Genomic DNA, 22337 nt, shown 5'->3' with positions numbered 1-22337 from the left:
GGTGGCTCAGCGCAGGCCGAGCACGTCCTGCATGTCGAAGAAACCGGTGTCGCGGCTGGCGAGAAAACGCGCGGCGCGCAACGCGCCCTGCGCATACGACAAACGGTTAGCCGATTTGTGCGTGATCTCGATGCGCTCGCCGATGCCCGCGAACAGCACCGTGTGATCGCCGACGATATCGCCGCCGCGGATCGCGGCAAAACCGATCGTCGACGGATCGCGCTCGCCGGTGACGCCTTCGCGGCCGTACACCGCGCAGTCTTTCAGGTCGCGCCCGAGCGCCTTCGCGACGACTTCGCCCATCGCGAGCGCCGTGCCCGAAGGCGCGTCGACCTTGTGACGGTGATGCGCCTCGATGATCTCAATGTCGTAGCCTTGCGCGAACTGCTTCGCAGCGAATTCGAGCAGCTTCATCGTCACGTTCACGCCAATGCTCATGTTCGGCGCGAACACGATGGCGATCTTCTCGCCCGCCGCACGCAGTTGCGCTTTCTGCGCGTCGTCGAAGCCGGTCGTGCCGACGATCATCTTCACGTTGTGCCGCACGGCCGCTTCCAGATGCACGAGCGTGCCTTCGGGCCGCGTGAAGTCGATCAGGAAGTCGGCGTCGGCGAATACGCGCTCGATGTCGTCGGTGAGCACGACGCCCGTCGTCTTGCCGAGGAACGCGCCTGCGTCCTGGCCGAGTTCCGGCGCGCCGGGACGATCAAGTGCGCCGACCAGTTCGGCGTCGCTTTCGTTGAGAACGGTTTCGATCAGCATCCGGCCCATGCGGCCCGATGCGCCGGCGATGGCGATTTTCATGGCGACTTTGTGATGACGGTGTGACGTGGATGACTTGGATGGACTCGGATCGGGACGACGCGCATGGCGCGTGCCCTTTCCAGACGAAGGACAGCAGGACGAGCCCGCCGTTCCCCGATTGACTTGCTTTAATTTGCTTCAGTTGCTCGGCGCGCCCTGCGGCGGCAAGGAGAACTGCGACTGGCCGCCGCCCGGGTTCGCGTTGGCAGGCGCCGGCGACGCGCCCTGCGGACCGACCGCGCTGCTGTCCGGAATATTGATCTGCTGCGGCTGGCGTTTCAACTGGATCTGCGAATTGCCGCCAGTCGCGACGCCCGGCGCCTGGCCCGCCGTCTGCGGCACGTTCGCTCGCACGGAAGACTGCGTGCGGCCGGTCGGCGATTGCACCGCATCCGTCGCGCGGTTGGCGGCCTGCGCCGCCTGCTGGTTCGGATCGCCCGAGAATGCCGCCGATGCGTTCGGCTGGATGGAGGGTTGTTCGGCCGACGGCGCGGTCACGCCCGGTGCCGTTCCCGATGCGGGAACCGCCGCGGAAGCCGCTCCGGTCGTAGCCGATGGCGTAACCGCAGCGACCTTGACGCCCTTGTCGCCGTCGATTTCAGCGAGGAGTTCCAGGTTCGACGGCAGGTTCTCGCCGCCGGACCAGCTCGTCACGCGATCGCTCGCGAAGTTGACGGTGAAGTCGCGCTGCTGGACGACCGACGTCGATCCGCGCTTGAAGTAGAAGATGTAATCCCAGCGATCCGCGTGGAACATGTCACTCAGAAGCGGCGTGCCGAGCAGCGCCTTGACCTGGTCGCGCGACATGCCGATCTGCATCTGGCTCGCCGCCTCCTGCGAGACGAAATTGCCCTGCACGACAGTGATTCGATACGGCGTGATGCTTTGCGCAATCCGTTGCGTGACGCTGTCGTAAGTCGAGCATCCGGCCAGCGTGGTGGCCAGCACGGCAGCGATCAAGGTTCCCCGCATACGACGGCTCTCCAGGCAATTCGATAAAGATTTTGGAAACATTTCACCCTTCATTTCACCTGCATCCGAGGCGTTTTCAGACCACGCTTATTTCGTTCGCGACGGCATCGGAGTGCAGGAAGATGACCGAAACGGCAAAAACGCATTACTATGAGAACCTTGAATTGTACTCTAGGGATGCCTAGCCATGACCAATCCCGCCGATCTCAAAAATATCGGGCTCAAGGCGACCCTGCCCCGCCTCAAGATTCTTGAAATTTTCCAGCACAGTCAGGTGCGCCATCTGACGGCCGAAGACGTGTATCGCAACCTGCTGCATGAAGAACTCGACATCGGGCTCGCGACGGTTTATCGCGTGCTCACGCAGTTCGAGCAGGCCGGTCTCCTGACGCGCAGCAACTTCGAATCCGGCAAGGCCGTATTCGAGCTGAACGAAGGCACGCACCACGATCATCTGGTGTGTATCGACTGCGGACGTGTCGAGGAATTTTTCGATTCGGAGATCGAAAGCCGTCAGCAAGCCATCGCCAAGGAGCGCGGCTTCAAGCTGCACGAGCACGCGCTCGCGCTGTACGGTGCGTGCACGAAGGAAAACTGTCCGCATCGCAAGCACTGAGGCGCCGCAAATAAAAACCGCCGCCCATCGGCAACGATGGGCGGCGGTTTCTTTTGCGGCGCGCGCTTAACCGGCTTGCGCCGCCGTCGCGCGGCTCAGGACAAGGCGTTCGGGCAAGTCGATCTCGTCGCAATTCGGCTGGCTGCCGCCGCGATCGACGACGATGAAATCGCCCTCGCGGTCCAGCACGATCAGCGGATGGTGCCAGACCCCGCGCGCGTAGTTCACGCCCTGCCAGCCTTCCGCGTAGAACGCACGCAGCCCGGCCGGATCGAACTCGCCCGCGGGTGCGACGACGACCAGGTACTTCACGTCGCCGAGCGGCAGGAACGCCTGGCTGCCAAGCGGATGGCGCTCCATCATCGAGATCTCGACCGGTTGCGGCCTCGGCTGACCGCGGAACACGTTGATCAGCGGACGGCCGCCGTCGTCGGGTCCGATATCGACTTTTGCCAGATCGTGAAAGCGCTCGGTCGTGCCGCCATTGATCGGGAAATGGCGTGCGCCATCCAGTTCGATGACGTCGCCGAACGGCGCGAACGCCGCGCGTGTCAGGGGTTCCAGAGTCAGCGTTTTCATGGTGGTTACTCGATGTCGCCGAACACGCGCAGCCGCGATACGCCGCCGTCCGGGAAGATGTTGAAACGTACGTGCGTGACGGGCCCGAGCGCCGCGACTTCCTTCTCGAAGCGATGCACGTTATCCATCGACAGCTTTTGTTCCGGCAGCAGCACCGGCCAGAACATCGCCTGCGTGACGAGCGAGTCGTCCGTTCCGCCCTCGACGCGCGCCGCCTGCAGCGAGCAGCGATCCGGGAAGTTGCCCTTGAAGTGCGCCGTATCGACTTCGATCGCGCGGATCACGCCCGGATGCGCCAGCGCGACGATCGCCCAGTCGTTGCCCGGTTCGCGGCGGCGGCGAGTTTCCCAGCCGTCGCCCATGTTCACGCCGCGTCCCGGCATCAGCATCTGTGACGCCGGCCCGAAATGCTGGTTGTTCGCGGAAACGAGATACGCGCCGTTTTCGATCGCGGCCAGATCCAGCAGCGTGCCGCGTTCGACGCGCGACCAGTCCGTCTTCGGCTGGCCATAGACGCGCAGCCGCGCGATTCCGCCGTCCGGATAGATGTTCACGCGCAAATGCGTGTAGGCGCGCGCGTCGCCGATCTCGACGTAGTGGTGACGATTGCCCTGCAGCGTCGTCGCCGGGACGATCTCGCGCCAGTCGCCGTGTTCCTGCGGATTCGGGCTGTCGCTGTAGCACGCCTCGATCGACGCCGCCGGCGGGAAGTTGCCCGTGAAGTGGCTCGTATCGATGTCGATGCCGTGGATCGTGCCCGGCCGCGCCAGTTTCACGATGCAGAAGTCGTAGCCCGTCGTGCGCTTGCGGCGCGTTTCCCAGCCGTCCATCCACTTGCCGTGATCGTCGTATTTGCCGGGGATGAACTGCGCCGGCTGCGGGTCGAGCATGCGCTCCTTCGGCGCGAAGAATTCGTCGCTCGCGAAAAGCGCCTCGGCGCCGAGCCGCGGGTCCGCGAGATTCATGTAGCGGCGAGTGAAGGCGGGAGCGTCGGCGTCGAGAATCGGGTTTGCCATGATGATCGGTTCCTTGATGGGTTGTGAGGGTTGGCTTAAAGCGCGTGCGCGGTTTCGTGGACGTTCGCGTTCGATTCGACTGCCGCCGGCACGAACAGGAAGTCGGCGTCCTGATTGAGCACGCGATGAGCACGCGCCCGGTCGATGTCCTTCTCCCAGACGGCCACGATCACCGTTGCCACGCAGTTGCCGATCAGGTTCGTCACGGCGCGGGCGATGCCGACGAACCAGTCGACCGGCAGGATCAGCACGAGGCCGAGCACGGGAATAGCGGGAATCGCGGAAAGCGTCGCGGCAAGGATCACGATCGCGGAACCGGGGATGCCGTGCGCGCCCTTCGAGGTCACGAGCGACACCAGCACGACGACGATCAGGTCATGCAGCGAAAGCGGCGTGTTGGTCGCCTGCGCGATGAAGATGACGGCGAGCGTCAGGTAGATCGAAAAGCCGTCGAGGTTGAACGAGTAGCCGGTCGGGATCACGAGGCCGACGGTCGAATCCTTAATGCCCATCCATTCGAGCTTGCGCATGATCTGCGGCAGCACGGCGTCCGACGAAGCGGTGCCCAGCACGATCGACAGTTCTTCGCGCAGATACCGCACCAGCTTGAAGATGCTGAAGCCCGCGAGCCGCATCACGATGCCGAGCACGACGAACACGAACAGGAAGCAGCTTGCGTAGAACACGATCACGAGCATGCCGAGCTGCTTGAGCGACTCGACGCCGTACTGGCCGGTCGTGAACGCGATCGCGCCGAGCACGCCGAGCGGCGCGAGCTTGATGATGAACGACATGATGCGGAAGAACACATGCGACAGTTCATCGATCAGGCCGGTCACGCGCTGCCCCTTCTCGCCGAGCAGCGACAGCGCCGCGCCGAACAGCACCGAGAACACGAGCACCTGGAGGATGTCGCCCTTGGCGAAGGCGTCCATCGCGGTATCGGGGATGATCTTCATCAGGAAGCCGGCCGTGTCCTTCAGGCTCTTCGCGTGCTCCGTGTAGGTGGTGAGCGAGGCGGCATCGAGCGTATGCAGGTCGATGTTCATGCCGGCGCCCGGACGCGTGACCCACGCGAGAATGGCGCCGATGATGAGCGCCAGCGTCGTCATGATTTCAAAGTAGATGACCGACTTCAGGCCGACACGCCCGACCTTCTTCAGATCGCCGGCGCTCGCCATCCCGCTCACGACGACGCAGAACACGATCGGCCCGATCACCATCTTGATGAGCTTGAGGAAACCGTCCCCGAGCGGCCTTAGCGACTGGCCGAAATGGGGAAATAGCGCCCCGACCACAACGCCTATCACCAGCGCAATCATTACCCTGCCAAACAGCGAATTCAGGAATCTCGACACGACCGTCTCCTCGTCGTCAAATCTTCTGTCACGGGATCAATTCAGCAACTGTTCCGACTGGTCCGACCAGTGCTGTGATGACGAATAGTAGAAAATCGATATAGTCTCGTCAAGGATTGAGCGGTACCGGTTTACCCGCGATATCAAGCGCTTGCGACGATAGGTAAAAATGCTTGTGGGACTTCCGGCAACGCTGCGCATACAATGGCGGTCAGACCGGACTATCCCGATTCTTCCTATGAAAAACGTCCCGCACACTGTCACCGACGCCGCCATCGCGACCATTCGAGAGCGCATCGAATCCAGCGCCTACCCGGTGGGAAGCCTTTTGCCGGCGCAGCGGCAATTGTCAGAGGAACTCGCGATCAGCCGGGCATCGCTGCGCGAGGCGCTTTCCACATTGGAAGCGCTTGGCATGCTGCACATCCGTCCGGGCAAGGGCGTGTATGTGAAGAGTGCGCAGGCGAGCAGTTCGCACGCGTGGCGTTTCGCGGATCAGGCGTCGCTGCCGGATACGTACCAGATGCGTTTCGCGCTGGAAGGGTTTGTCGCGCGGCTGGCGGCGCATTCGATCGGCGATGGCGATATCGACTGGCTGCAGGACAACCTCGACTCGCTGCAGGGCGCGCTGATCAGCGCAGAACTGGAAGAAGCCGCGCAACTCGACTTCGCGTTCCATATGCGCATCGTGAGTCTGGCGGGGAACGCCGCAATCGAATCGATCCTGCGCGGCAGCGCCGACATCATGAAGGAAAGCCAGCGGCTGCCGTTTTATCGGCGGGAACTCGTGCTTTCGACGTTCCACGAGCATTCGGCGATTGTTGAAGCGCTCAAGGCGCGCGACGGCGAGAACGCGGGCCGCGCGATCGAAGCGCACATCGTGAACGCCGCGCAGCGCGCAGGCGTGCATTTTCCGCTGCCGACGATCAAGGCTTGATCGAGGTTTGAAAAGCACAAAAGCCGCTCCAAAGAGCGGCTTTTGCGTCAGCGTGCGAACAACCGCGACGGAACTTACTTCGCGTTTGCCAGCGCCACGGCCGTATCGAGCATGCGGTTCGAGAAGCCCCACTCGTTGTCGTACCAGCTCGACACCTTGACCAGCCGGCCCGACACCTTGGTCAGCGTCGCGTCGAACGTCGACGATGCCGGGTTGTGGTTGAAGTCGATCGACACGAGCGGCGCATCGTTGTAGCCGAGAATGCCCTTCAACGCCCCTTCCGATGCTTCCTTCATGATCTGGTTGACTTCATCGACCGTCGTGTCGCGCGCGGCGATGAACGAGAGGTCGACCACCGACACGTTGATCGTCGGCACGCGGATCGCGTAACCGTCGAGTTTGCCGTTCAGCTCCGGCAGCACCAGACCGACCGCCGACGCCGCGCCCGTCTTGGTCGGGATCTGGCTGTGCGTGGCCGAGCGCGCGCGGCGCAGGTCCTCGTGATACACGTCGGTCAGGACCTGGTCGTTCGTGTATGCGTGGATCGTCGTCATCAGGCCGTTCACCAGGCCGATCTTGTCGTTCAGCGGCTTGACAAGCGGTGCCAGGCAGTTCGTCGTGCACGACGCGTTCGAGATAACCGTGTCGGACGCCTTCAGCACGTGGTGGTTCACGCCGTAGACGATGGTCGCGTCGACGTCCTTGCCGCCCGGCGCCGAGATGATCACCTTCTTCGCGCCGCCCTTGATGTGCGCGCTCGCCTTTTCCTTCGTCGTGAAGAAGCCGGTGCACTCCATCACCACGTCGACGTTCAGGTCGCCCCACGGCAGTTCGGCCGGGTTGCGGTTCGCCAGCACGCGGATCCGGTCGCCGTTGACGACGAGGTAATCGCCATCCACCTTCACTTCGCCCGGGAACTTGCCGTGCGCCGTGTCGTACTGCGTCAGGTGCGCGTTCGTCTTGGCGTCGCCGAGATCGTTGATCGCGACGATCTCGATGTCGTGCTTCTTGCCGTTTTCATAGAGGGCGCGCAACGTGTTGCGGCCGATCCGGCCGTAGCCGTTGATTGCAACGCGAATCGTCATGGTGTTTCTCCTTGGCTTGAAAAAATACGTCCAGTTCGTCGACGCGCTCGAGTTCCGCTGAGCTTATGCGCCGGCGAGCACGGCCTTGGCCGTCTCCACGACATGCTCGACGGTAAAGCCGAAATGCTTGAAGAGCGCGCCGGCCGGCGCGGATTCGCCGAACGAATCGATGCCGACCACGCCACCTTCGAGACCCACATACTTGCGCCAGAAATCCGTCACGCCCGCTTCGATCGCGACGCGCACGACGCCCTTCGGCAACACGCGCTCGCGATATTCGGCGTCCTGGCGGTCGAACACGTTGGTCGACGGCATCGACACCACGCGCGCGCCGATGCCTTCCTGCGCGAGCTTGTCGACGGCTTCCACCGCCAGTTGCACTTCCGAGCCGGTCGCGATCAGGATGATCTTGCGCGCCGGGATGTCGTCGTTCCAGTCGCGCAGCACGTAGCCGCCCTTCGCGATGTTCGCGATCTGCACGTCGTTGCGCGGCGAGAACTGCAGGTTCTGGCGGCTGAAAATGAGCGCCGACGGGCCTTGGTGCCCGATTGCATGCGTCCAGGCCACAGCCGTCTCAACCGTATCGGCCGGGCGCCACGTCTGCAATTGCGGAATCAGGCGCAGGCTCGACACGTGTTCGACCGACTGGTGCGTCGGGCCGTCTTCGCCGAGGCCGATCGAATCGTGCGTGAACACGAAGATCGAACGCGACTTCATCAGCGCGGCGACGCGCAGCGCGTTGCGGCTGTAGTCCGAGAACGTCAGGAACGTGCCGCCGAACGGGCGATAGCCGCCGTGCAGCGCAATGCCGTTGATCGCGGCGCTCATGCCGAATTCGCGCACGCCGTAGTTGATGTGGTTGCCCCACTGGATGCCGGTGCCACCCGGGTTGGCGTTCTCCGCGTCGCCGGCTGCACGCACCGGCTTCGATGCCTTCCAGTTGGTCAGATTGGAGCCGGTGAGGTCGGCGGAACCGCCCAGCAGTTCCGGCAACGCGGCGGCTAGCCCGTCGAGCGCCTGCTGCGACGCCTTGCGCGTCGCGACCGTCTCGGCGCGCGCATTCGCGCCCTCGATGATCTTCTTCGCGTCCTCGGCCCAGCTCGCCGGCAGTTCACCGTTCATGCGGCGCACGAATTCGGCGGCTTGCTCCGGATGCTTCGCGCGGTAGGCGTCGAACGCCTTGTTCCAGTCGGCTTCGGCGCGCGCGCCCTGCTCCTTCGCGTCCCACGCCGCGTAGACTTCTTGCGGAATCACGAACGGCTCGTACGACCAGCCGATCGCCGCGCGCGTGTCGGCGATTTCCTTGGCCCCAAGCGGCGCGCCGTGCGCGTCGTGGCCGCCCGCCTTGGTCGGTGCGCCCTTGCCGATCACCGTGCGGCAGCAGATCAGCGTCGGTTTGTCCGACTTCTTCGCCTGCGCGATGGCCGCGTCGACCGCGTTGACATCGTGGCCGTCCACCGCGCGGATCACGTTCCAGCCATAGGCTTCGAAGCGCTTCGGGGTGTCGTCGTGGAACCAGTGTTCGACGTGGCCGTCGATCGAAATGCCGTTGTCGTCGTAGAGCGCGATCAGCTTGTTCAGCTTCAGCGTGCCGGCGAACGAGCAGGCTTCGTGCGAAATTCCTTCCATCAGGCAGCCGTCGCCGAGGAACACGTAGGTGTGGTGATCGACGATCGACGCGCCGTCCTTGTTGAATTCGGCGGCGAGCAGCGCCTCCGCGAGCGCCATGCCGACCGCGTTCCCCAGCCCCTGGCCGAGCGGGCCGGTGGTTGTCTCGACGCCCGCCGTCATGCCGACTTCCGGGTGGCCCGGCGTCTTCGAATGCAACTGGCGGAAGTTCTTCAATTCCGAGATCGGCAGATCGTAGCCGGTCAGGTGCAGCAGCGAATACAGCAGCATCGAGCCATGCCCGTTCGACAACACGAAGCGGTCGCGGTCGGCCCAGTGCGGGTTCACCGGATTGTGCTTCAGGTGGCGCGACCACAGCGCGACGCCGATTTCCGCCATGCCCATCGGCATGCCGGGGTGACCGGAGTTGGCTTGTTGGACGGCATCCATCGACAGCGCGCGAATCGCGTTGGCCATCAGGGCGGTTTGGCTGGAGGTCGGGGTCGTCATGTGGGTTTCGGGGTAAGTCCTGAAATGATCCGCGGTGTTTCCGGATGACGCGCCGGGCAGGCTGCGAACGACACTTTCAGGCCCCGGAACGACGAGAAACGAGGAGGATCGGAAGGCCGTCATTCTATCAGACAGGTCTGGTGGACATCGGTCCGAAAGGCAGCAGACAGGCGCGTTTGAAGCGGGCGGCGGTGCCGCGCTTTGCGTCGCCGGGCGCGGGCACGCTCCGTGCATTTTGTCGACGGGGTGAACGTCTGGCGAACGCGCGCATCGAAGCTTGGCAAAGGCTGCGGCGTGCGTTCGCGCAGCGCGAATCGCCTGCCGGCGGGCCACCCGCGCCGCCGGCCTGCAACCCTTTGCCACCAAGCCTTCATGGCACAATGCGACTCACGGCCCAAGCTGCAAGGAGCTTTTCGATGACCGATCCCCGCCCGGCCGACGTACCCTGGCTGACGCCCTATCTGACCGTCCACGACGCACGCGTCGCCACCGGCTTTTACGAGCAGGCGTTGGGCTTCGTCGTGCGCGACAGCGTCAACGACGACGGCGCGATCATTCACGTCGAGATGACGTATCGCGGGCAGTTGATCCTGATGTTCGCGCCCGAGGGCGCATACGGCTCGCAGGCGCGCACGCCGAAGACATCCGGCCTGATGGCGCCGCAGTCGTTCTATCTGTATGTCGACGATGTCGATGCCACGTTCGCCCGCGCGCTCGCGGTCGGCGCCAAGCCGCTGATCGAGCCGCAGGACCAGTTCTGGGGTGACCGCTTCGCCCAGTTCGAGGACCCGGACGGCTACCGTTGGGCGATTGCCCGGCATTTGGGTTAGCCGGCAGCGCGCTGGCCGCTTTCGGCGCAGTCCGCACCATCCGCGCTCCTGGCGCTCTTTTTCATGGCAGCCTTACCTTATCCGCCGGCGCCGCCTTCGGGCCGCGAGCCGGCGATCAACCGACATGCCACGCTTCTTCGTAGACGGCCCGCTCGCTGCGGGCAAAACCCTCCCGCTGCCCGACGACGTCGTGCGTCACGTGCACGTCCTGCGCCTTCAAACCGGCGACGCGATCACGCTCTTCGACGGCGCCGGGGGTGAATACCAGGCGGAACTCGTCGAAATCGCGAAGCGCGCGGCCGTCGCACGCATCGACCAGCACAGCGATCGCGAAGCGGAACCGCCATATCGCTTGACGCTGGCACAAGGTGTCGCGGGCGGGGACAAAATGGACTGGCTGGTCGAGAAAGCGGTGGAACTCGGCGTCGCCGCGATCGCCCCGCTGACGGCGGAGCGCGGCGTCGTGCGGCTCGCCGGCGAGCGGGCGCTCAGGCGTCAGGCGCACTGGCAGGCGCTCGTGCGCGCGGCGTGCGAGCAATGCGGACGCAACCGGGTTCCCGACGTCGCGCCGCCCCGCGATCTCGACGCGTGGCTCGGTCAACTGCCGCCCGCGCTCGACGGCGAACTGCGGCTGTTGCTGTCGCCGCGCGCCGAGGTGGGCTTCGCCTCGCTGCCAGGCGCGCCGCCCGAGGCGCCGGTCACGCTGCTGATCGGCCCGGAAGCGGGATTTTCGCCTGCGGAGGAGAAAACTATCGTCGATGCGGGATTTGCGACGCTGGGATTGGGGCCGCGCGTGTTGCGCACCGAAACCGCGGGAATCGCCGTGCTGGCGGCGCTTGCCGCCCGCTGGGGCGGCTGGTAACGAAAAAGCCGGTCATCTTGCGATGACCGGCTTTTTCTCGACCTTGCCGCAGAACGCGAGAACGCGAACGCGGCTCAGGCAAACGAATAAAACACCCGGAACGCCACGCGCCGCTCGGCCCAGAATTCTGACGCCTCGCGGAACACGTCGAGCAATGTCTCGCGTCCTTCCTTGTCGAATTTCTGCGCGATCGGCAACGCTTCGAGCACGATCACGAAGCCCGGCTGCGAACCCGCCTTGTGAACGAGGTCGGTGAGGCAATCGTAAAGCGCGTCGTAATTCTTGCCGAAGTGCTTGGGAAACAGGAACGACGTGGCAATGGTTTCGAGCACTTCCTGCTTGCTCTGGGCCTGCCCGCAATACGCAAACAGAAAGTGCTGGCCGAGTTTGTTCGCTTCGTCGGCCAGTTCCTGCACGCGATAGGCGCGGATCGACTGCACGATGTTCGGCCGCACCGTCCTGAAAAGACTCATGGACCCCTCGTCCGTTGATGGCAGCGCCGGGTTCGGTTCGTCGTCGGGTCCGTGCTCGTGTTCGTGTTCAGTTGTCGTGCGGAGCCGAAGTACTCGCTGGAACAGGTTGCCATCGCCGGTGGCGAAAAGATCAGCCGCCGCATCGTTGCCGTGCGCGTAGATGTTGTCGCTCATGCCCTTCATCCCGAAGTTATCCCGCAATGCGTTTAAAACTGGCGTAATGGTCGTCGGAGTAATAGCAGTCGCCGATCTGCCGGCGAGGTCCGCCACACACGATCCGGCGCGCGCCGCGGTCGCGGGCACGCGGCGTGGGGACAGTGTATTCGTGGTAGTAGCCGCGCGGATGCGGCGGAAGCAAACGCTCGCGATTGCCGAACACGACGCCGTCCTTCTCGAACGGGAACGGCCCGCCGGTTTCGATCAGCCGCAGCGTTGCGGCGGCCTGCTTCGGCAATTGCGCGACGGCGATCGTGTCGCGACCGTCCGTTGCTTCCTGCCTCACCGACTTGCCGGATGCGTCCGCTTCCGCCGATTTCGCCGATTTCGCCGACTGTGAGGGCTGGACCACGGCGCTCGCACTGGCCGCCGCCTCATGTGCGTCCTGGCCATGCTCGCCTTTGCCACAGCCGCTCAGGACCACGAAAAGCGCAAGAATGCAGCGATGAAACCACGTGCGCTTCACCTAGCAATGTCCCCGCAATAAACCCGAATTTTGACGACCATGAAAGACGTAAGGGTATCGCTAATGACACCCGGAATCAACGTTCGGTCGGGAAATGAAAGCTTTCCGCGCGTTTCGGCGGCACTTTCAGCACGAAAAAATCGCGTGCATCGAGGCGATTTTTAGCCTAAATCTGAGAGATTTTTATCTTTCGCAGGATAACAATCTTGCTTCAGCAGGGTTCAGAAGTCTGGAGGCATGTATGCCTCGCTTGTCGCCAGCTTCGCGGCGTTCAGCCGTCGCCTTTGCGATTTGGAGGAGACGCAAATCCCCTTGCATGCCTCGAGCGTGCCGGCTTGCCGGCACGCTTCTTTTTTTTTGGGGAGCAGGGATGATTCGAGCGGCGCGAGGCCCATTGCGAGCCCCGCCGCGAGAGAACAACGGGTTCAGCGCGTAGCCGACGCGTCCGCCACCAGCAACGCCGTCATGTTGACGATACGTCGCACCGTCGCCGAAGCGGTCAGCACATGCACCGGCTTCGCCGCGCCGAGCAGGATCGGCCCGATCGCGATGTTGTTTCCGGCTGCTGTCTTGAGCAGGTTGTACGAGATATTCGCCGCGTCGATGTTCGGCAGGATCAGCAGGTTCGCGTCGCCTTCGAGCGTCGATTCCGGCAGCACCTCTTTGCGCAGGCGCGCATCGAGCGCGACGTCGCCGTGCATTTCGCCGTCCACGTCGAGATCTGGCGCGTGCTGCTTCAGGAGCGCGAGCACATCACGCATCTTCTGCGCGCTCGGCGCGTTGCTCGTGCCGAAATTCGAATGCGACAGCAGCGCGATCTTCGGCTCGATGCCGAAGCGACGCACTTCCTCGGCCGCCATTATCGTGATTTCGCACAACTGGTCAGGCGTCGGATCGACGTTCACGTGCGTGTCGACGAGGAAAATCTGCCGGCCCGGCAACACCAGCGCGTTCATCGCGGCGTAGACCGTCGCGCCTTCCTTCTTCCCGATCACCTGGTCGATGAAATGCAAATGGCGATGCGTGGTGGATACCGTGCCGCAAATCATGCCGTCCGCTTCGCCGCGCTGAACCAGCATCGCGCCGATCAGCGTCGTGCGGCGGCGCAATTCCAGTTTCGCCATCTGCGCGCTGATGCCCTTGCGCGCCATCATCTTGTGATACGCCTGCCAGAAATCGCGGTAACGCTCGTCGTGATCGGTGTCGACGACGGTGTAATCCACGCCCGGCGTGAGCCGCAGGCCGAACTTGTGCAGGCGCTGCTCGATGACCGCCGGCCGGCCGATCAGGATCGGACGCGCAATCTTCTCGTCGACGGCGATCTGCACTGCGCGCAACACGCGCTCTTCCTCGCCTTCCGCGAACACGATGCGCTTCTTCTCCGGCTCGACGCTGCGCGCGAGCTGGAACACCGGCTTCATCGTCGTGCCGCTGTGGTAGACGAACTGCTGGAGATGCTGCTCGTAGGCTTCCATGTCCTCGATCGGACGGGTCGCGACGCCGGAATCCATCGCAGCCTTCGCAACCGCCGGCGCGATCTTCACGATCAGGCGCGGGTCGAACGGCTTCGGAATCAGGTACTCGGGACCGAACGACAAATCCTGAATGCCATAAGCCGTCGCGACGATATCGCTTTGTTCCTGACGCGCCAGTTCCGCGATCGCGTTCACAGCGGCGATTTCCATCTCGCGCGTGACCGTGGTCGCGCCCGCATCGAGCGCGCCGCGGAAGATGAACGGGAAGCAGAGAACGTTGTTGACCTGATTCGGATAGTCGGTGCGGCCGGTGGCGAGCACGGCGTCCGGGCGCACTTCGAGCGCGAGTTCCGGCAGGATTTCAGGCGTCGGGTTGGCGAGCGCGAGAATCAGCGGCTTCGTGCCCATGCCCTTCACCATCTCCGGCTTCAGCACGCCACCCGCCGATAGCCCGAGGAACACGTCCGCCCCTTCCATCACGTCACCGAGCGTGCGCGCGTCGGTTTCGCGGGCGAAGCGTTCCTTGTCCGGGTCCATCAGTTCGACGCGGCCCTTGTAGACCACGCCCGCCAGATCCGTCACATAAATGTTCTCGAGCTTCATGCCGAGATCGACCAGCAGATCGAGACACGCGAGCGCCGCCGCACCCGCACCGGACGCCACGAGCTTCACCTCGCCGATGCTCTTGCCCACCACCTTCAGACCATTGGTGACCGCCGCCGCGACGACGATGGCCGTGCCGTGCTGGTCGTCGTGGAAGACGGGAATCTTCATGCGCTTGCGGCATTCCCGCTCGACGATGAAGCAATCCGGCGCCTTGATGTCTTCCAGATTGATGCCGCCGAAGGTCGGTTCGAGCGCGGCGATTACGTCGACCAGCTTGTGCGGGTCCATCTCGTTCAATTCGATGTCGAACACGTCGATGCCGGCGAACTTCTTGAACAGCACCGCCTTGCCTTCCATCACCGGCTTCGAGGCGAGCGGCCCGATATTGCCGAGGCCGAGCACCGCCGTGCCGTTTGTCACGACGCCGACGAGGTTGCTGCGCGCAGTGAAGCGCGCGGCGTTCAGCGGATCTTCGACGATCGCTTCACATGCGAACGCGACGCCTGGCGAGTACGCCAGCGCGAGGTCGCGCTGGTTGATCATCTGTTTCGTCGGCGCGATGGCAATCTTGCCGGGCGTCGGAAATTCGTGGTAATCGAGCGCAGCTTCGCGCAATTTGGTATTGGCGGATGTCGTCATGAGGCGGGCCGGCAGGCGAGATTAGAATAGAAGTTCGAACGCATTGTAGCGCCAATCAGGCACCGATTCGGGTTGCAATCCGCGCAATTCGGGTGCAACTGCCGCGACTGGAACAAGCCGAAAGCGCCCGGCCCGCAAGGCGTCCGGCGCGCCAGCGCCGTTGATGGGCTGGCCAGCGCGTTTTATCCGGCCGAAAAAAAACGCGATTGCGCGCACCGATGTCCATTCCACCATTCCTAATTTGCCTTCCGGGCTTACGATGCTTTCCGAGTTTTCCCTGATCGAGCGTTTTTTCGCCCGTCGTGCCCGTGCATCGACGCCGCCGCTTCCGAACGAGGCGGCGAAAGTCCCGCGCGCGGCGCTCGGCATCGGCGACGATTGCGCGCTGATCGTCCCGCCGGCCGGCCAGCAACTCGCGATATCGACGGACATGCTGGTCGAAGGCCGCCACTTCTTCGCCGACGTCGATCCGCACGCGCTCGGCCACAAGGCGCTTGCCGTCAATTTGTCCGATCTCGCCGCGATGGGCGCCGCGCCGCACGCGTTCACGCTCGCGCTTGCCCTGCCGCGCGCCGACGAACGCTGGCTCGCCGCGTTCAGCGATGGCCTGTTCGCGCTCGCCGAACGCTTCGGCTGCGAGCTGATCGGCGGCGACACGACGAGCGGCCCGCTCAACATCTGCATCACCGTATTCGGCGACGTGCCGCCGAACGCCGCGCTGCGGCGCGACGCGGCGAAACCGGGCGACGATATCTGGGTGTCCGGCACGCTCGGCGACGCGCGCGCGGGCCTCGGCCTGCTACGCGGCGAATGGGCCCTGGCCGATGACGCCTGCGCCGCGCAACTGAAGCGCGCGCTGGAGCGTCCCGAGCCGCGTGTCGCGCTCGGGCTCGCGCTGCGCGGCGTGGCGCACGCGGCGCTCGACATCTCCGATGGCCTCGCCGGCGACCTGATGCATATCCTGAAGCGCTCGAACGCGCAGGCGGTCGTCGATGCAGACGCGGTCCCGATATCCCGCGCGCTCGCGCTGCTGCCCGCCGAAGCGCGCCGCGCCTGCGCCCTCGCCGGCGGCGACGACTACGAACTGTGCTTCACCGCGCCGGCCGGGGCGCGCGAAGCGGTCGAGCGGATCGGCGAGCGGGAGAACGTGCCGGTGACACGCATCGGTACAATCGAGCCCATCGATTCTCCGGCGGACGCGCCATCCATCGCCTGGCGCGACCGCGCGGGCGCGCCGCTTTCCCTGACGTTGCAAGGCTTCGACCATTTTCATGCAGACTGACCCGACGATCGCTAGCGATCCCCCCGTTCCGCCGAAGAAATCGCGCAGGGCGAGCGCGCGCTTCATGCTGACGCATCCGTTGCATATCCTGTCGCTCGGCTTCGGCAGCGGCCTCTCGCCGATCGCGCCGGGCACGGTCGGCACGCTGTTCGCGTGGGCGTCGTTCGTCGCGTTCAATCCGCATCTGACGGTCGCCGAGTGGGCCGCGCTGATCGTCGTGGGGTTCGTCGCGGGCTGCTGGTTCTGCGGCTTCACCGCGACAAAGATGGGCGTGGACGATCCGTCGCCGGTCGTGTGGGACGAGATCGTCGCGTTCTGGCTCGTGCTGCTGTTCGTCACGCCGGTCACGTTCACCGGACAGTTGTGGGCGTTCATCGTGTTCCGCTTCTTCGACATGGTGAAGCCGCCGCCGATCCGCTATTTCGACCGTCACCTGAAAGGCGGTTTCGGCATCATGTTCGATGACCTCGTCGCTGCATTCTTTACGCTGCTCGTGATCGCGCTCTGGCGCATGACCGCCTGAAGCTCCTGTTTCCCTGCTCCTTCGAGACAACCTCATCATGGCTACCGATAACGTCGTTCATCAACTTGCGATCCGCGTCGGCAACAAGCTGCGCGACGAACGGCTCATGCTCGCCACGGCGGAATCGTGCACGGGCGGCATGGTCGCGACCGCGATCACCGATATCTCGGGCAGCAGCAACTGGTTCGAGCGCGGCTTCGTCACGTATTCGAATCTCGCGAAGACGGAGATGATCGGCGTGCCGGCGGCGCTCATCGACCAGCACGGTGCCGTGAGCGAGCCGGTCGCGAAAGCGATGGCAGAAGGCGCGCTGCGCAACAGCCGCGCGCAGGTGTCGGTGGCGATCACGGGCGTCGCGGGTCCGGCGGGCGGCAGCGATTCGAAGCCGGTCGGAACGGTGTCGTTCGCGTGGAGCAACCGCCTGCACACCGCCGTCGAGACGCAGCTTTTCAAGGGCGATCGCGGTCAGGTTCGCGCGCAAGCCGCGGCGCACGCGCTGCGTGGCTTGCTGGACCTGCTGGAGCGGCGTGAACGCTAGACCGGGCGCGCCGCAACATGCGGCGTGCTGGCGGCGTTCCGGTTGTGCGCGCGCCTCTGATCCTCAGACGCACTCGACAAGCACGCGCGCAACGCACTCAATGAAATTGCCGGAATGAACGATTCAACCACACCGTTTCCCTACGATCGAACGCAGATCACGAAATGGCTCGACGCCAGAACGGTAGCCAAGGCGGTCCGGTATGTCGGCGCGGTATCGACGATGCGCTGGGTCGGCGACACGCTGACCGCTTACGTGCAGGGCACCCAACGCGCGCCTTATGCGGTGGAACTGCATTTCAGTGTCGCACGCGGACGCGTGTCGTTCCACGGCGTGTGCTCGTGTCCGGTCGGATTCCACTGCAAGCACATCGGTGCCTTGCTGCTCGCGAATCTGGCGACGCCGCAGCAGCAGAAGGCAGGCGAATTGCGTCCCGAGGTCGCGGATTGGCTGAACCGGTTCCGCGCGCGCGTTGCCGCCGCCCGGCCCGCGAGCACGATTCCGGGCGCGTCGAAGTCGCAGGCCACGTATGCACTGGCTTACGCGCTCGCCACCACGGAAGACCGCACGCAACCCGTGCTCCACATATTCAAGACGCGCCTCGCAGTCGACGGGTCGATCCGCGATGTCGAACGCTGGAACGCGAGCAACACGGCGTTTGCGAATCCCGCCAAGTTCGTCTCCGACGACGACCTGACGATCCTGCGCGCCCTGACGCCCGGCCGCATTCCGAACGACACGCTCGGCAGCTTCGTTCTGAGCGGCCCGAACGGTGCCGCCATCGTCCCGAAGCTGCTGGCGACCGGTCGCTTCTTCTCCGGCCTCAGTCTCGGCAAGCATGCCGGCCATCCCGAGGTCGGCGAGGCACTGCGCGAAGGGCCGCCCCGCGAGGGACGGATCGACTGGTCACCGGAGACTCGCGACCGCCTGCGCCCGGTGCTGCGCGCAAGTCCGAACGCGAGCGCCGTGCTCGCGACCGAGCCGCGCTGGTACATCGACGCCGAGACGAACGAAGCCGGCCTCATCGAATCGCCGATCCCCGCGCGGCAACTCGCCGACTATCTCTCGATGCCGTCGATTTCGCTTGCGGAAGCGCCGCTCGTCGCTGCTGCATTGCGCGAATTCGCGCCCGAATTGCCGTTGCCTCCTTCGCGCGATACCGGCGAGATCCGCGTGATCGACACCGAACCGGTGCCCGTGCTGACACTCGATACGCTGCCGGTGCATGTCGCGCGGTTCGGCAAATACGACCATCGCGCGACATCGCTCGATTTCGCGACGGTGAGCTTCGAATACGACGGACTGAGCGTCGATGCCGACGGTTCCGGCACGCTGTTTCATCGTCGTGGCGATGAACTGCTCGAAATCAAACGCCATGTCGCGATTGAAAATCAGCGCATGGCGCAACTGGCGGAAACCGGTCTGCGAACGATCTCGCTGCAAAGCGTGTACGGGCCGCAGCCGTTTCCCCAAGGGATGCGCGGCCTGAACGACCCGCAAGCGTGGGAGAGTTTCGTCGCGGGCGTCTTGCCGGAGTTGCGCCGCGACGGCTGGCGCGTGTCGATGTCGCGCGAATTCCGCTTCAACGTGATCGACATCGACGACATCGAAGGCGCAGCGCACAACACCGGCGACGGCTGGTTCGACCTCGAAATGGGCATCACGGCGGGCGAGCGCAAGCTTCGCCTGGAGCCGCTGCTTGCCGATCTGTTCCGGCGCGACTGGCGCTGGCTCGGCGGCAAGCTCGACTCGATCGCCGATGACGAAGGCGTCGAACTGCGCACCGAAGCCGGCGAGCGCTTGCGCCTGCTGGCGAACCGGCTCAAGCCGGTCGTGCGCGTGCTGATCGACCTTTTCAGCTCGATGGGCGACGGCGAACCGCTGCGCATTCCCGCACTCGACGCCGGCCGGCTCGCCGTGCTGGAGGACACGCACCGCTGGCAGTTTCACGGCGACACGGCCGTCGTGGACCTCGCGCGCCGCCTGCAATCCGCGCATGGCCCGCGCGAAATCGCCGTGCCCGCCGGCCTGCAGGCCGAGCTGCGGACCTATCAGCGCGAGGGCCTCAACTGGATGCAGTTCCTGCGCGAACATGGCCTCTCCGGCGTGCTCGCCGACGACATGGGGCTCGGCAAGACCGTGCAGACGCTCGCGCACATTCTCGCGGAAAAGGAAGCGGGCCGGCTCGACCGTCCCGCGCTGATCATCCTTCCGACGACGCTCGTCCATAACTGGTGCGAAGAAGCGCGCAGGTTCGCGCCGGGCCTGAAGGTGCTCGACCTGCACGGCCCGGCGCGGCACGAGCGCTTCGATCAGATCGGCGCGCACGACCTGATCCTGACGACGTACGCGTTGCTGTGGCGCGATCACGAGTCGCTCGTGTTGCACGACTACCACCTGCTGATCCTCGACGAAGCGCAGTACGTCAAGAACGCGACGACCAAGGCGGCTGCGAGCATCCGCAGCCTGAAGGCGCGGCATCGACTATGCCTGACCGGTACGCCGCTCGAAAATCATCTCGGCGAATTGTGGGCGCAGTTCGACTTCCTGCTGCCGGGGTTCCTCGGCACCCAGCGCGACTTCACGAAACGCTGGCGCACGCCGATCGAAAAGGACGGCGACAGCGTGCGGCGTGAATTGCTCGCGCGGCGGATTCGGCCGTTCATGCTGCGTCGGAAGAAGGATGAGGTCGCGAAGGAACTGCCGCCGAAGACGACGATCGTGCGTACCGTCGATCTCGAAGGCGCGCAGCGCGATCTCTACGAAACGGTGCGCTCCGCGATGCAGGAGAAAGTGCGCGCGGCGGTGTCCGCGCATGGCTTCGCGCGCAGTCACATCGTCGTGCTCGATGCGCTTTTGAAGTTGCGGCAGGTGTGCTGCGATCCGTCGCTCGTCAAGCTGAAGCAGGCGAAGCGCGTGGAGGAATCGGCGAAGCTGGACCTGCTGCTGGAGATGCTGCCGGAACTGATCGAGGAAGGCCGGCGCGTGCTCGTGTTCTCGCAGTTCACGGGGATGCTCGCGATCATCGCTGCGGCGCTGGACAAGGTGGAGATTCCATACGTCATGCTGACCGGCGACACGACCGATCGCAGGACGCCGGTGCGGCGCTTTCAGGACGGCAAGGTGCCGCTCTTTTTGATCAGTTTGAAGGCGGGGGGCGTTGGGCTGAATCTGACTGCCGCCGATACGGTGATCCACTACGACCCGTGGTGGAATCCCGCTGCGGAGAACCAGGCGACGGACCGTGCGCATCGGCTTGGACAGGACAAGCCCGTGTTCGTGTACAAGCTGATCGCGGCGGGGAGCATCGAGGAGAAGATCGTCGCGATGCAGGGGCGGAAGGCGGCGCTTGCTGAAAGCATTCTCTCGGACGATGCGGCCGGCGCGGCGAAGTTTTCTCCTGCGGATCTGGAAGCGCTGTTTGCGCCGATGCCGGGGGGGTGATGGGGTTTTTTGTTGGCGCTTTTTGTTGGCGCTTTTTTGAGGGCGTTTTTCGCCTTTAGCGGTTAAGGCAAAAAAGGCCGCTCCGATTGACTCCGGAGCGGCCTTTTGGTTCTGACTCAGTTTGAGCCGCTACGCCTCGCTTGACTGATCGGCATTCGCGCCTTTGACGGCGCCATTTCAGCGGTACAGGTTGATCGTATCGCGCGTTTTCTTCGCGACTTCGGCCGAGGCGGTTGCAAAGTCGTCGCCCTTGCCCGCGTAGAGAATCGCCCGCGACGAGTTGATCAGCATGCCCGTGCCGTTTTGCGTGCGGCCGGCGCGCACCGTCGCTTCGACGTCGCCGCCCTGCGCGCCGACGCCCGGAATCAGCAGCGGCATGTCGCCGACGATTCCACGCACCACTTCGACTTCCCTCGGAAACGTCGCGCCGACGACTAGGCCTAACTGGCCGTTTGCGTTCCACTTTTCTGCCGCGAGGCGCGCGACGACGTGGTAGAGCGGGCGGCCGTCGGTTTCGAGAAACTGCAGGTCGGAGCCACCCGGATTCGACGTGCGGCATAGCACGATCACGCCGCGTCCCTTGTGCGCGAGATACGGCTCGATCGAATCGAATCCCATGTACGGGTTGACCGTCACGGCGTCGGCCTGGTAGCGCTCGAAGGCCTCGCGCGCGTACTGCTCGGCGGTGCTGCCGATGTCGCCGCGCTTCGCATCGAGGATTACGGGCAAGCCGGGGTGCTTCTCGTGGATGTGGGCGATTAGCTGTTCGAGTTGGTCTTCGGCGCGGTTGGCGGCGAAATAGGCGATCTGGGGTTTGAATGAGGAGGCGTAGGGGGCGGTTGCGTCGACGATCGCGCGGCAGAAGTCGAAGATGGCGTCGGGACGGTTTTTTAGGTCGGCGGGGAATTTGGATGGCTCGGGGTCAAGGCCGACGCAGAGAAGGGATTGGGTGCGCGTCCAGGCAGTGGTGAGGGTGGTGATGAAGGACATGTGCGGGGAGGTGGGGGTGGGGGTGGGGGTGGGGGTATTTTAGCTTGTGGAGGACCGCTGGCTCTTTCAACCACGCGCTTGGCATTCGGAACGAGTGGCATCTTTTTTCTGCAAGGTAGAGAGAGGTGTCGCTGCGTACCTGAATACATGCTTTAAAACAATTCGATGTGCACTCAGGTTGATTGCGACGGGAGGCAACGTTGACGATTTGAGTTCGACCCGGTCGGACCTCAGGTTCCCCCCTTCGTTGGCCGCAACTGAAGCCCGAAGCGGTCATTCAAGCAGAGGCGAGAACCCGCGCGCGGTTCGCAGGGATAGCGAGGGGTCCGAATCGCGCGAACTGATCGCGAGGTAGAGCGCGCCAACTCACTGACGCTCGGTTTATGATTGTCTCTTACCTGTCACAAAAGGATCGGGAAGCATGGCACGCGCTAGGGCGTGTTGACAATCATCCGGTCGGGGGCTGTTAACTTTTGGAGAAATCTGTTTACATCCTGTCTTTTGCGGA

The 22337-nt window shown here is 64.3% G+C and carries 19 protein-coding genes; 8 read left to right on the top strand and 11 right to left on the bottom strand.

Translation table 11 applies throughout. The features are described from left to right. Positions 1 to 6 precede the first annotated feature (6 nt). The gene (dapB, locus tag AWB68_RS25735) at positions 7 to 804 is read right to left on the bottom strand and encodes a 4-hydroxy-tetrahydrodipicolinate reductase (protein WP_087647164.1); all 798 of its coding nucleotides are present in this window, start codon (positions 802 to 804) and stop codon (positions 7 to 9) included. A 138-nt stretch (positions 805 to 942) separates the two neighbouring features. Continuing rightward, on the bottom strand, positions 943 to 1776 hold the full coding sequence (locus AWB68_RS25730) for an outer membrane protein assembly factor BamE (protein ID WP_087647163.1): 834 nt from the start codon (positions 1774 to 1776) through the stop codon (positions 943 to 945). A gap of 187 nt (positions 1777 to 1963) precedes the next feature. Here AWB68_RS25730 and fur point away from each other — a divergent pair, with 187 nt between their 5' ends. Then, a complete protein-coding gene (gene fur, locus AWB68_RS25725) occupies positions 1964 to 2392 on the top strand; it encodes a ferric iron uptake transcriptional regulator (protein WP_087647162.1) in 429 nt (142 codons plus the stop codon). Positions 2393 to 2458: 66 nt separating this feature from the next. On the opposite strand, the gene AWB68_RS25720 is transcribed toward fur, so the two are convergent. From AWB68_RS25720 to AWB68_RS25710, 3 genes are read right to left on the bottom strand one after another with little or no spacing between them, the layout of a single operon-like run. Continuing rightward, positions 2459 to 2971: an ureidoglycolate lyase gene (locus tag AWB68_RS25720; protein WP_087647161.1), complete on the bottom strand. Its 513-nt coding sequence runs from the start codon at positions 2969 to 2971 to the stop codon at positions 2459 to 2461. Positions 2972 to 2976: 5 nt separating this feature from the next. Next, on the bottom strand, positions 2977 to 3987 hold the full coding sequence (gene alc, locus AWB68_RS25715) for an allantoicase (protein ID WP_087647160.1): 1011 nt from the start codon (positions 3985 to 3987) through the stop codon (positions 2977 to 2979). 35 nt (positions 3988 to 4022) lie between these two features. Then, positions 4023 to 5345 carry a C4-dicarboxylate transporter DctA gene (locus tag AWB68_RS25710; protein ID WP_087647159.1) on the bottom strand — a complete coding sequence of 441 codons (1323 nt, stop codon included), beginning with the start codon at positions 5343 to 5345 and terminating at the stop codon, positions 4023 to 4025. Positions 5346 to 5583: 238 nt separating this feature from the next. Between AWB68_RS25710 and AWB68_RS25705 the strand changes: the two genes are divergently transcribed. Next, positions 5584 to 6282 carry a FadR/GntR family transcriptional regulator gene (locus AWB68_RS25705; RefSeq protein ID WP_087647158.1) on the top strand — a complete coding sequence of 233 codons (699 nt, stop codon included), beginning with the start codon at positions 5584 to 5586 and terminating at the stop codon, positions 6280 to 6282. Between the two features lie 74 nt (positions 6283 to 6356). On the opposite strand, the gene gap is transcribed toward AWB68_RS25705, so the two are convergent. Together gap and tkt are read right to left on the bottom strand one after the other, a co-directional pair. Then, the gene (gene gap / locus AWB68_RS25700; protein ID WP_087647157.1) at positions 6357 to 7367 is read right to left on the bottom strand and encodes a type I glyceraldehyde-3-phosphate dehydrogenase; all 1011 of its coding nucleotides are present in this window, start codon (positions 7365 to 7367) and stop codon (positions 6357 to 6359) included. A 63-nt stretch (positions 7368 to 7430) separates the two neighbouring features. Continuing rightward, positions 7431 to 9485: a transketolase gene (gene tkt, locus AWB68_RS25695; RefSeq protein WP_087647156.1), complete on the bottom strand. Its 2055-nt coding sequence runs from the start codon at positions 9483 to 9485 to the stop codon at positions 7431 to 7433. A gap of 416 nt (positions 9486 to 9901) precedes the next feature. On the opposite strand from tkt, the gene AWB68_RS25690 reads away from it, so the two are divergent. Both AWB68_RS25690 and AWB68_RS25685 read left to right on the top strand, forming a co-directional pair. Then, positions 9902 to 10315, top strand: coding sequence for a VOC family protein (locus AWB68_RS25690; protein ID WP_087647177.1), 414 nt, complete (start codon positions 9902 to 9904; stop codon positions 10313 to 10315). A 124-nt stretch (positions 10316 to 10439) separates the two neighbouring features. Continuing rightward, complete coding sequence (locus AWB68_RS25685; protein ID WP_087647155.1) at positions 10440 to 11177, top strand: 16S rRNA (uracil(1498)-N(3))-methyltransferase; 738 nt, start codon at positions 10440 to 10442, stop codon at positions 11175 to 11177. A gap of 74 nt (positions 11178 to 11251) precedes the next feature. On the opposite strand, the gene AWB68_RS25680 is transcribed toward AWB68_RS25685, so the two are convergent. The 3 genes from AWB68_RS25680 to AWB68_RS25670 all read right to left on the bottom strand — a co-directional run bounded on the left by AWB68_RS25680 (position 11252) and on the right by AWB68_RS25670 (position 15052). After that, positions 11252 to 11824, bottom strand: a complete 573-nt coding sequence (locus AWB68_RS25680; protein ID WP_087647176.1) for a barstar family protein — start codon at positions 11822 to 11824, stop codon at positions 11252 to 11254. 16 nt (positions 11825 to 11840) lie between these two features. Further along, complete coding sequence (locus AWB68_RS25675; protein ID WP_087647154.1) at positions 11841 to 12332, bottom strand: ribonuclease; 492 nt, start codon at positions 12330 to 12332, stop codon at positions 11841 to 11843. 425 nt (positions 12333 to 12757) lie between these two features. Next, complete coding sequence (locus AWB68_RS25670) at positions 12758 to 15052, bottom strand: NADP-dependent malic enzyme (protein ID WP_087647153.1); 2295 nt, start codon at positions 15050 to 15052, stop codon at positions 12758 to 12760. Between the two features lie 259 nt (positions 15053 to 15311). Here AWB68_RS25670 and thiL point away from each other — a divergent pair, with 259 nt between their 5' ends. The 4 genes from thiL to AWB68_RS25645 all read left to right on the top strand — a co-directional run bounded on the left by thiL (position 15312) and on the right by AWB68_RS25645 (position 20839). After that, entirely contained in the window at positions 15312 to 16334 is a 1023-nt protein-coding gene (thiL, locus tag AWB68_RS25660; RefSeq protein WP_087647151.1) for a thiamine-phosphate kinase, read from the top strand. Then, positions 16324 to 16857 carry a phosphatidylglycerophosphatase A family protein gene (locus AWB68_RS25655; RefSeq protein ID WP_200828794.1) on the top strand — a complete coding sequence of 178 codons (534 nt, stop codon included), beginning with the start codon at positions 16324 to 16326 and terminating at the stop codon, positions 16855 to 16857. The genes thiL and AWB68_RS25655 overlap by 11 nt, the downstream gene beginning before the upstream one ends. Positions 16858 to 16894: 37 nt before the next feature. Beyond that, positions 16895 to 17395 carry a CinA family protein gene (locus AWB68_RS25650; RefSeq protein ID WP_087647150.1) on the top strand — a complete coding sequence of 167 codons (501 nt, stop codon included), beginning with the start codon at positions 16895 to 16897 and terminating at the stop codon, positions 17393 to 17395. Positions 17396 to 17509: 114 nt separating this feature from the next. After that, entirely contained in the window at positions 17510 to 20839 is a 3330-nt protein-coding gene (locus tag AWB68_RS25645) for a DEAD/DEAH box helicase (RefSeq protein ID WP_087647149.1), read from the top strand. 177 nt (positions 20840 to 21016) lie between these two features. Here AWB68_RS25645 and pyrF read toward each other — a convergent pair whose 3' ends face one another. Next, on the bottom strand, positions 21017 to 21829 hold the full coding sequence (gene pyrF / locus AWB68_RS25640) for an orotidine-5'-phosphate decarboxylase (RefSeq protein ID WP_087647148.1): 813 nt from the start codon (positions 21827 to 21829) through the stop codon (positions 21017 to 21019). Positions 21830 to 22337 lie beyond the last annotated feature (508 nt).

The organism is Caballeronia choica (genome assembly GCF_001544535.1).
Lineage (GTDB): Bacteria > Pseudomonadota > Gammaproteobacteria > Burkholderiales > Burkholderiaceae > Caballeronia > Caballeronia choica.
Note: the sequence above shows the minus strand (reverse complement) of the source record. Positions and strands in the feature narration are given on the sequence as shown.

Bases quoted from the DNA above. Each gene is read 5' to 3' on its own strand.
- gap (WP_087647157.1), bottom strand. From the start codon at position 7,367: ATGACGATTCGCGTTGCAATCAACGGCTACGGCCGGATCGGCCGCAAC.
- AWB68_RS25720 (WP_087647161.1), bottom strand. From the start codon at position 2,971: ATGAAAACGCTGACTCTGGAACCCCTGACACGCGCGGCGTTCGCGCCG.
- AWB68_RS25655 (WP_200828794.1), top strand. From the start codon at position 16,324: ATGCAGACTGACCCGACGATCGCTAGCGATCCCCCCGTTCCGCCGAAG.
- pyrF (WP_087647148.1), bottom strand. From the start codon at position 21,829: ATGTCCTTCATCACCACCCTCACCACTGCCTGGACGCGCACCCAATCC.
- AWB68_RS25680 (WP_087647176.1), bottom strand. From the start codon at position 11,824: ATGAGCGACAACATCTACGCGCACGGCAACGATGCGGCGGCTGATCTT.
- AWB68_RS25670 (WP_087647153.1), bottom strand. From the start codon at position 15,052: ATGACGACATCCGCCAATACCAAATTGCGCGAAGCTGCGCTCGATTAC.
- AWB68_RS25645 (WP_087647149.1), top strand. From the start codon at position 17,510: ATGAACGATTCAACCACACCGTTTCCCTACGATCGAACGCAGATCACG.
- AWB68_RS25650 (WP_087647150.1), top strand. From the start codon at position 16,895: ATGGCTACCGATAACGTCGTTCATCAACTTGCGATCCGCGTCGGCAAC.
- AWB68_RS25690 (WP_087647177.1), top strand. From the start codon at position 9,902: ATGACCGATCCCCGCCCGGCCGACGTACCCTGGCTGACGCCCTATCTG.
- tkt (WP_087647156.1), bottom strand. From the start codon at position 9,485: ATGACGACCCCGACCTCCAGCCAAACCGCCCTGATGGCCAACGCGATT.
- fur (WP_087647162.1), top strand. From the start codon at position 1,964: ATGACCAATCCCGCCGATCTCAAAAATATCGGGCTCAAGGCGACCCTG.
- dapB (WP_087647164.1), bottom strand. From the start codon at position 804: ATGAAAATCGCCATCGCCGGCGCATCGGGCCGCATGGGCCGGATGCTG.
- AWB68_RS25705 (WP_087647158.1), top strand. From the start codon at position 5,584: ATGAAAAACGTCCCGCACACTGTCACCGACGCCGCCATCGCGACCATT.
- AWB68_RS25685 (WP_087647155.1), top strand. From the start codon at position 10,440: ATGCCACGCTTCTTCGTAGACGGCCCGCTCGCTGCGGGCAAAACCCTC.
- alc (WP_087647160.1), bottom strand. From the start codon at position 3,987: ATGGCAAACCCGATTCTCGACGCCGACGCTCCCGCCTTCACTCGCCGC.
- AWB68_RS25730 (WP_087647163.1), bottom strand. From the start codon at position 1,776: ATGCGGGGAACCTTGATCGCTGCCGTGCTGGCCACCACGCTGGCCGGA.
- thiL (WP_087647151.1), top strand. From the start codon at position 15,312: ATGCTTTCCGAGTTTTCCCTGATCGAGCGTTTTTTCGCCCGTCGTGCC.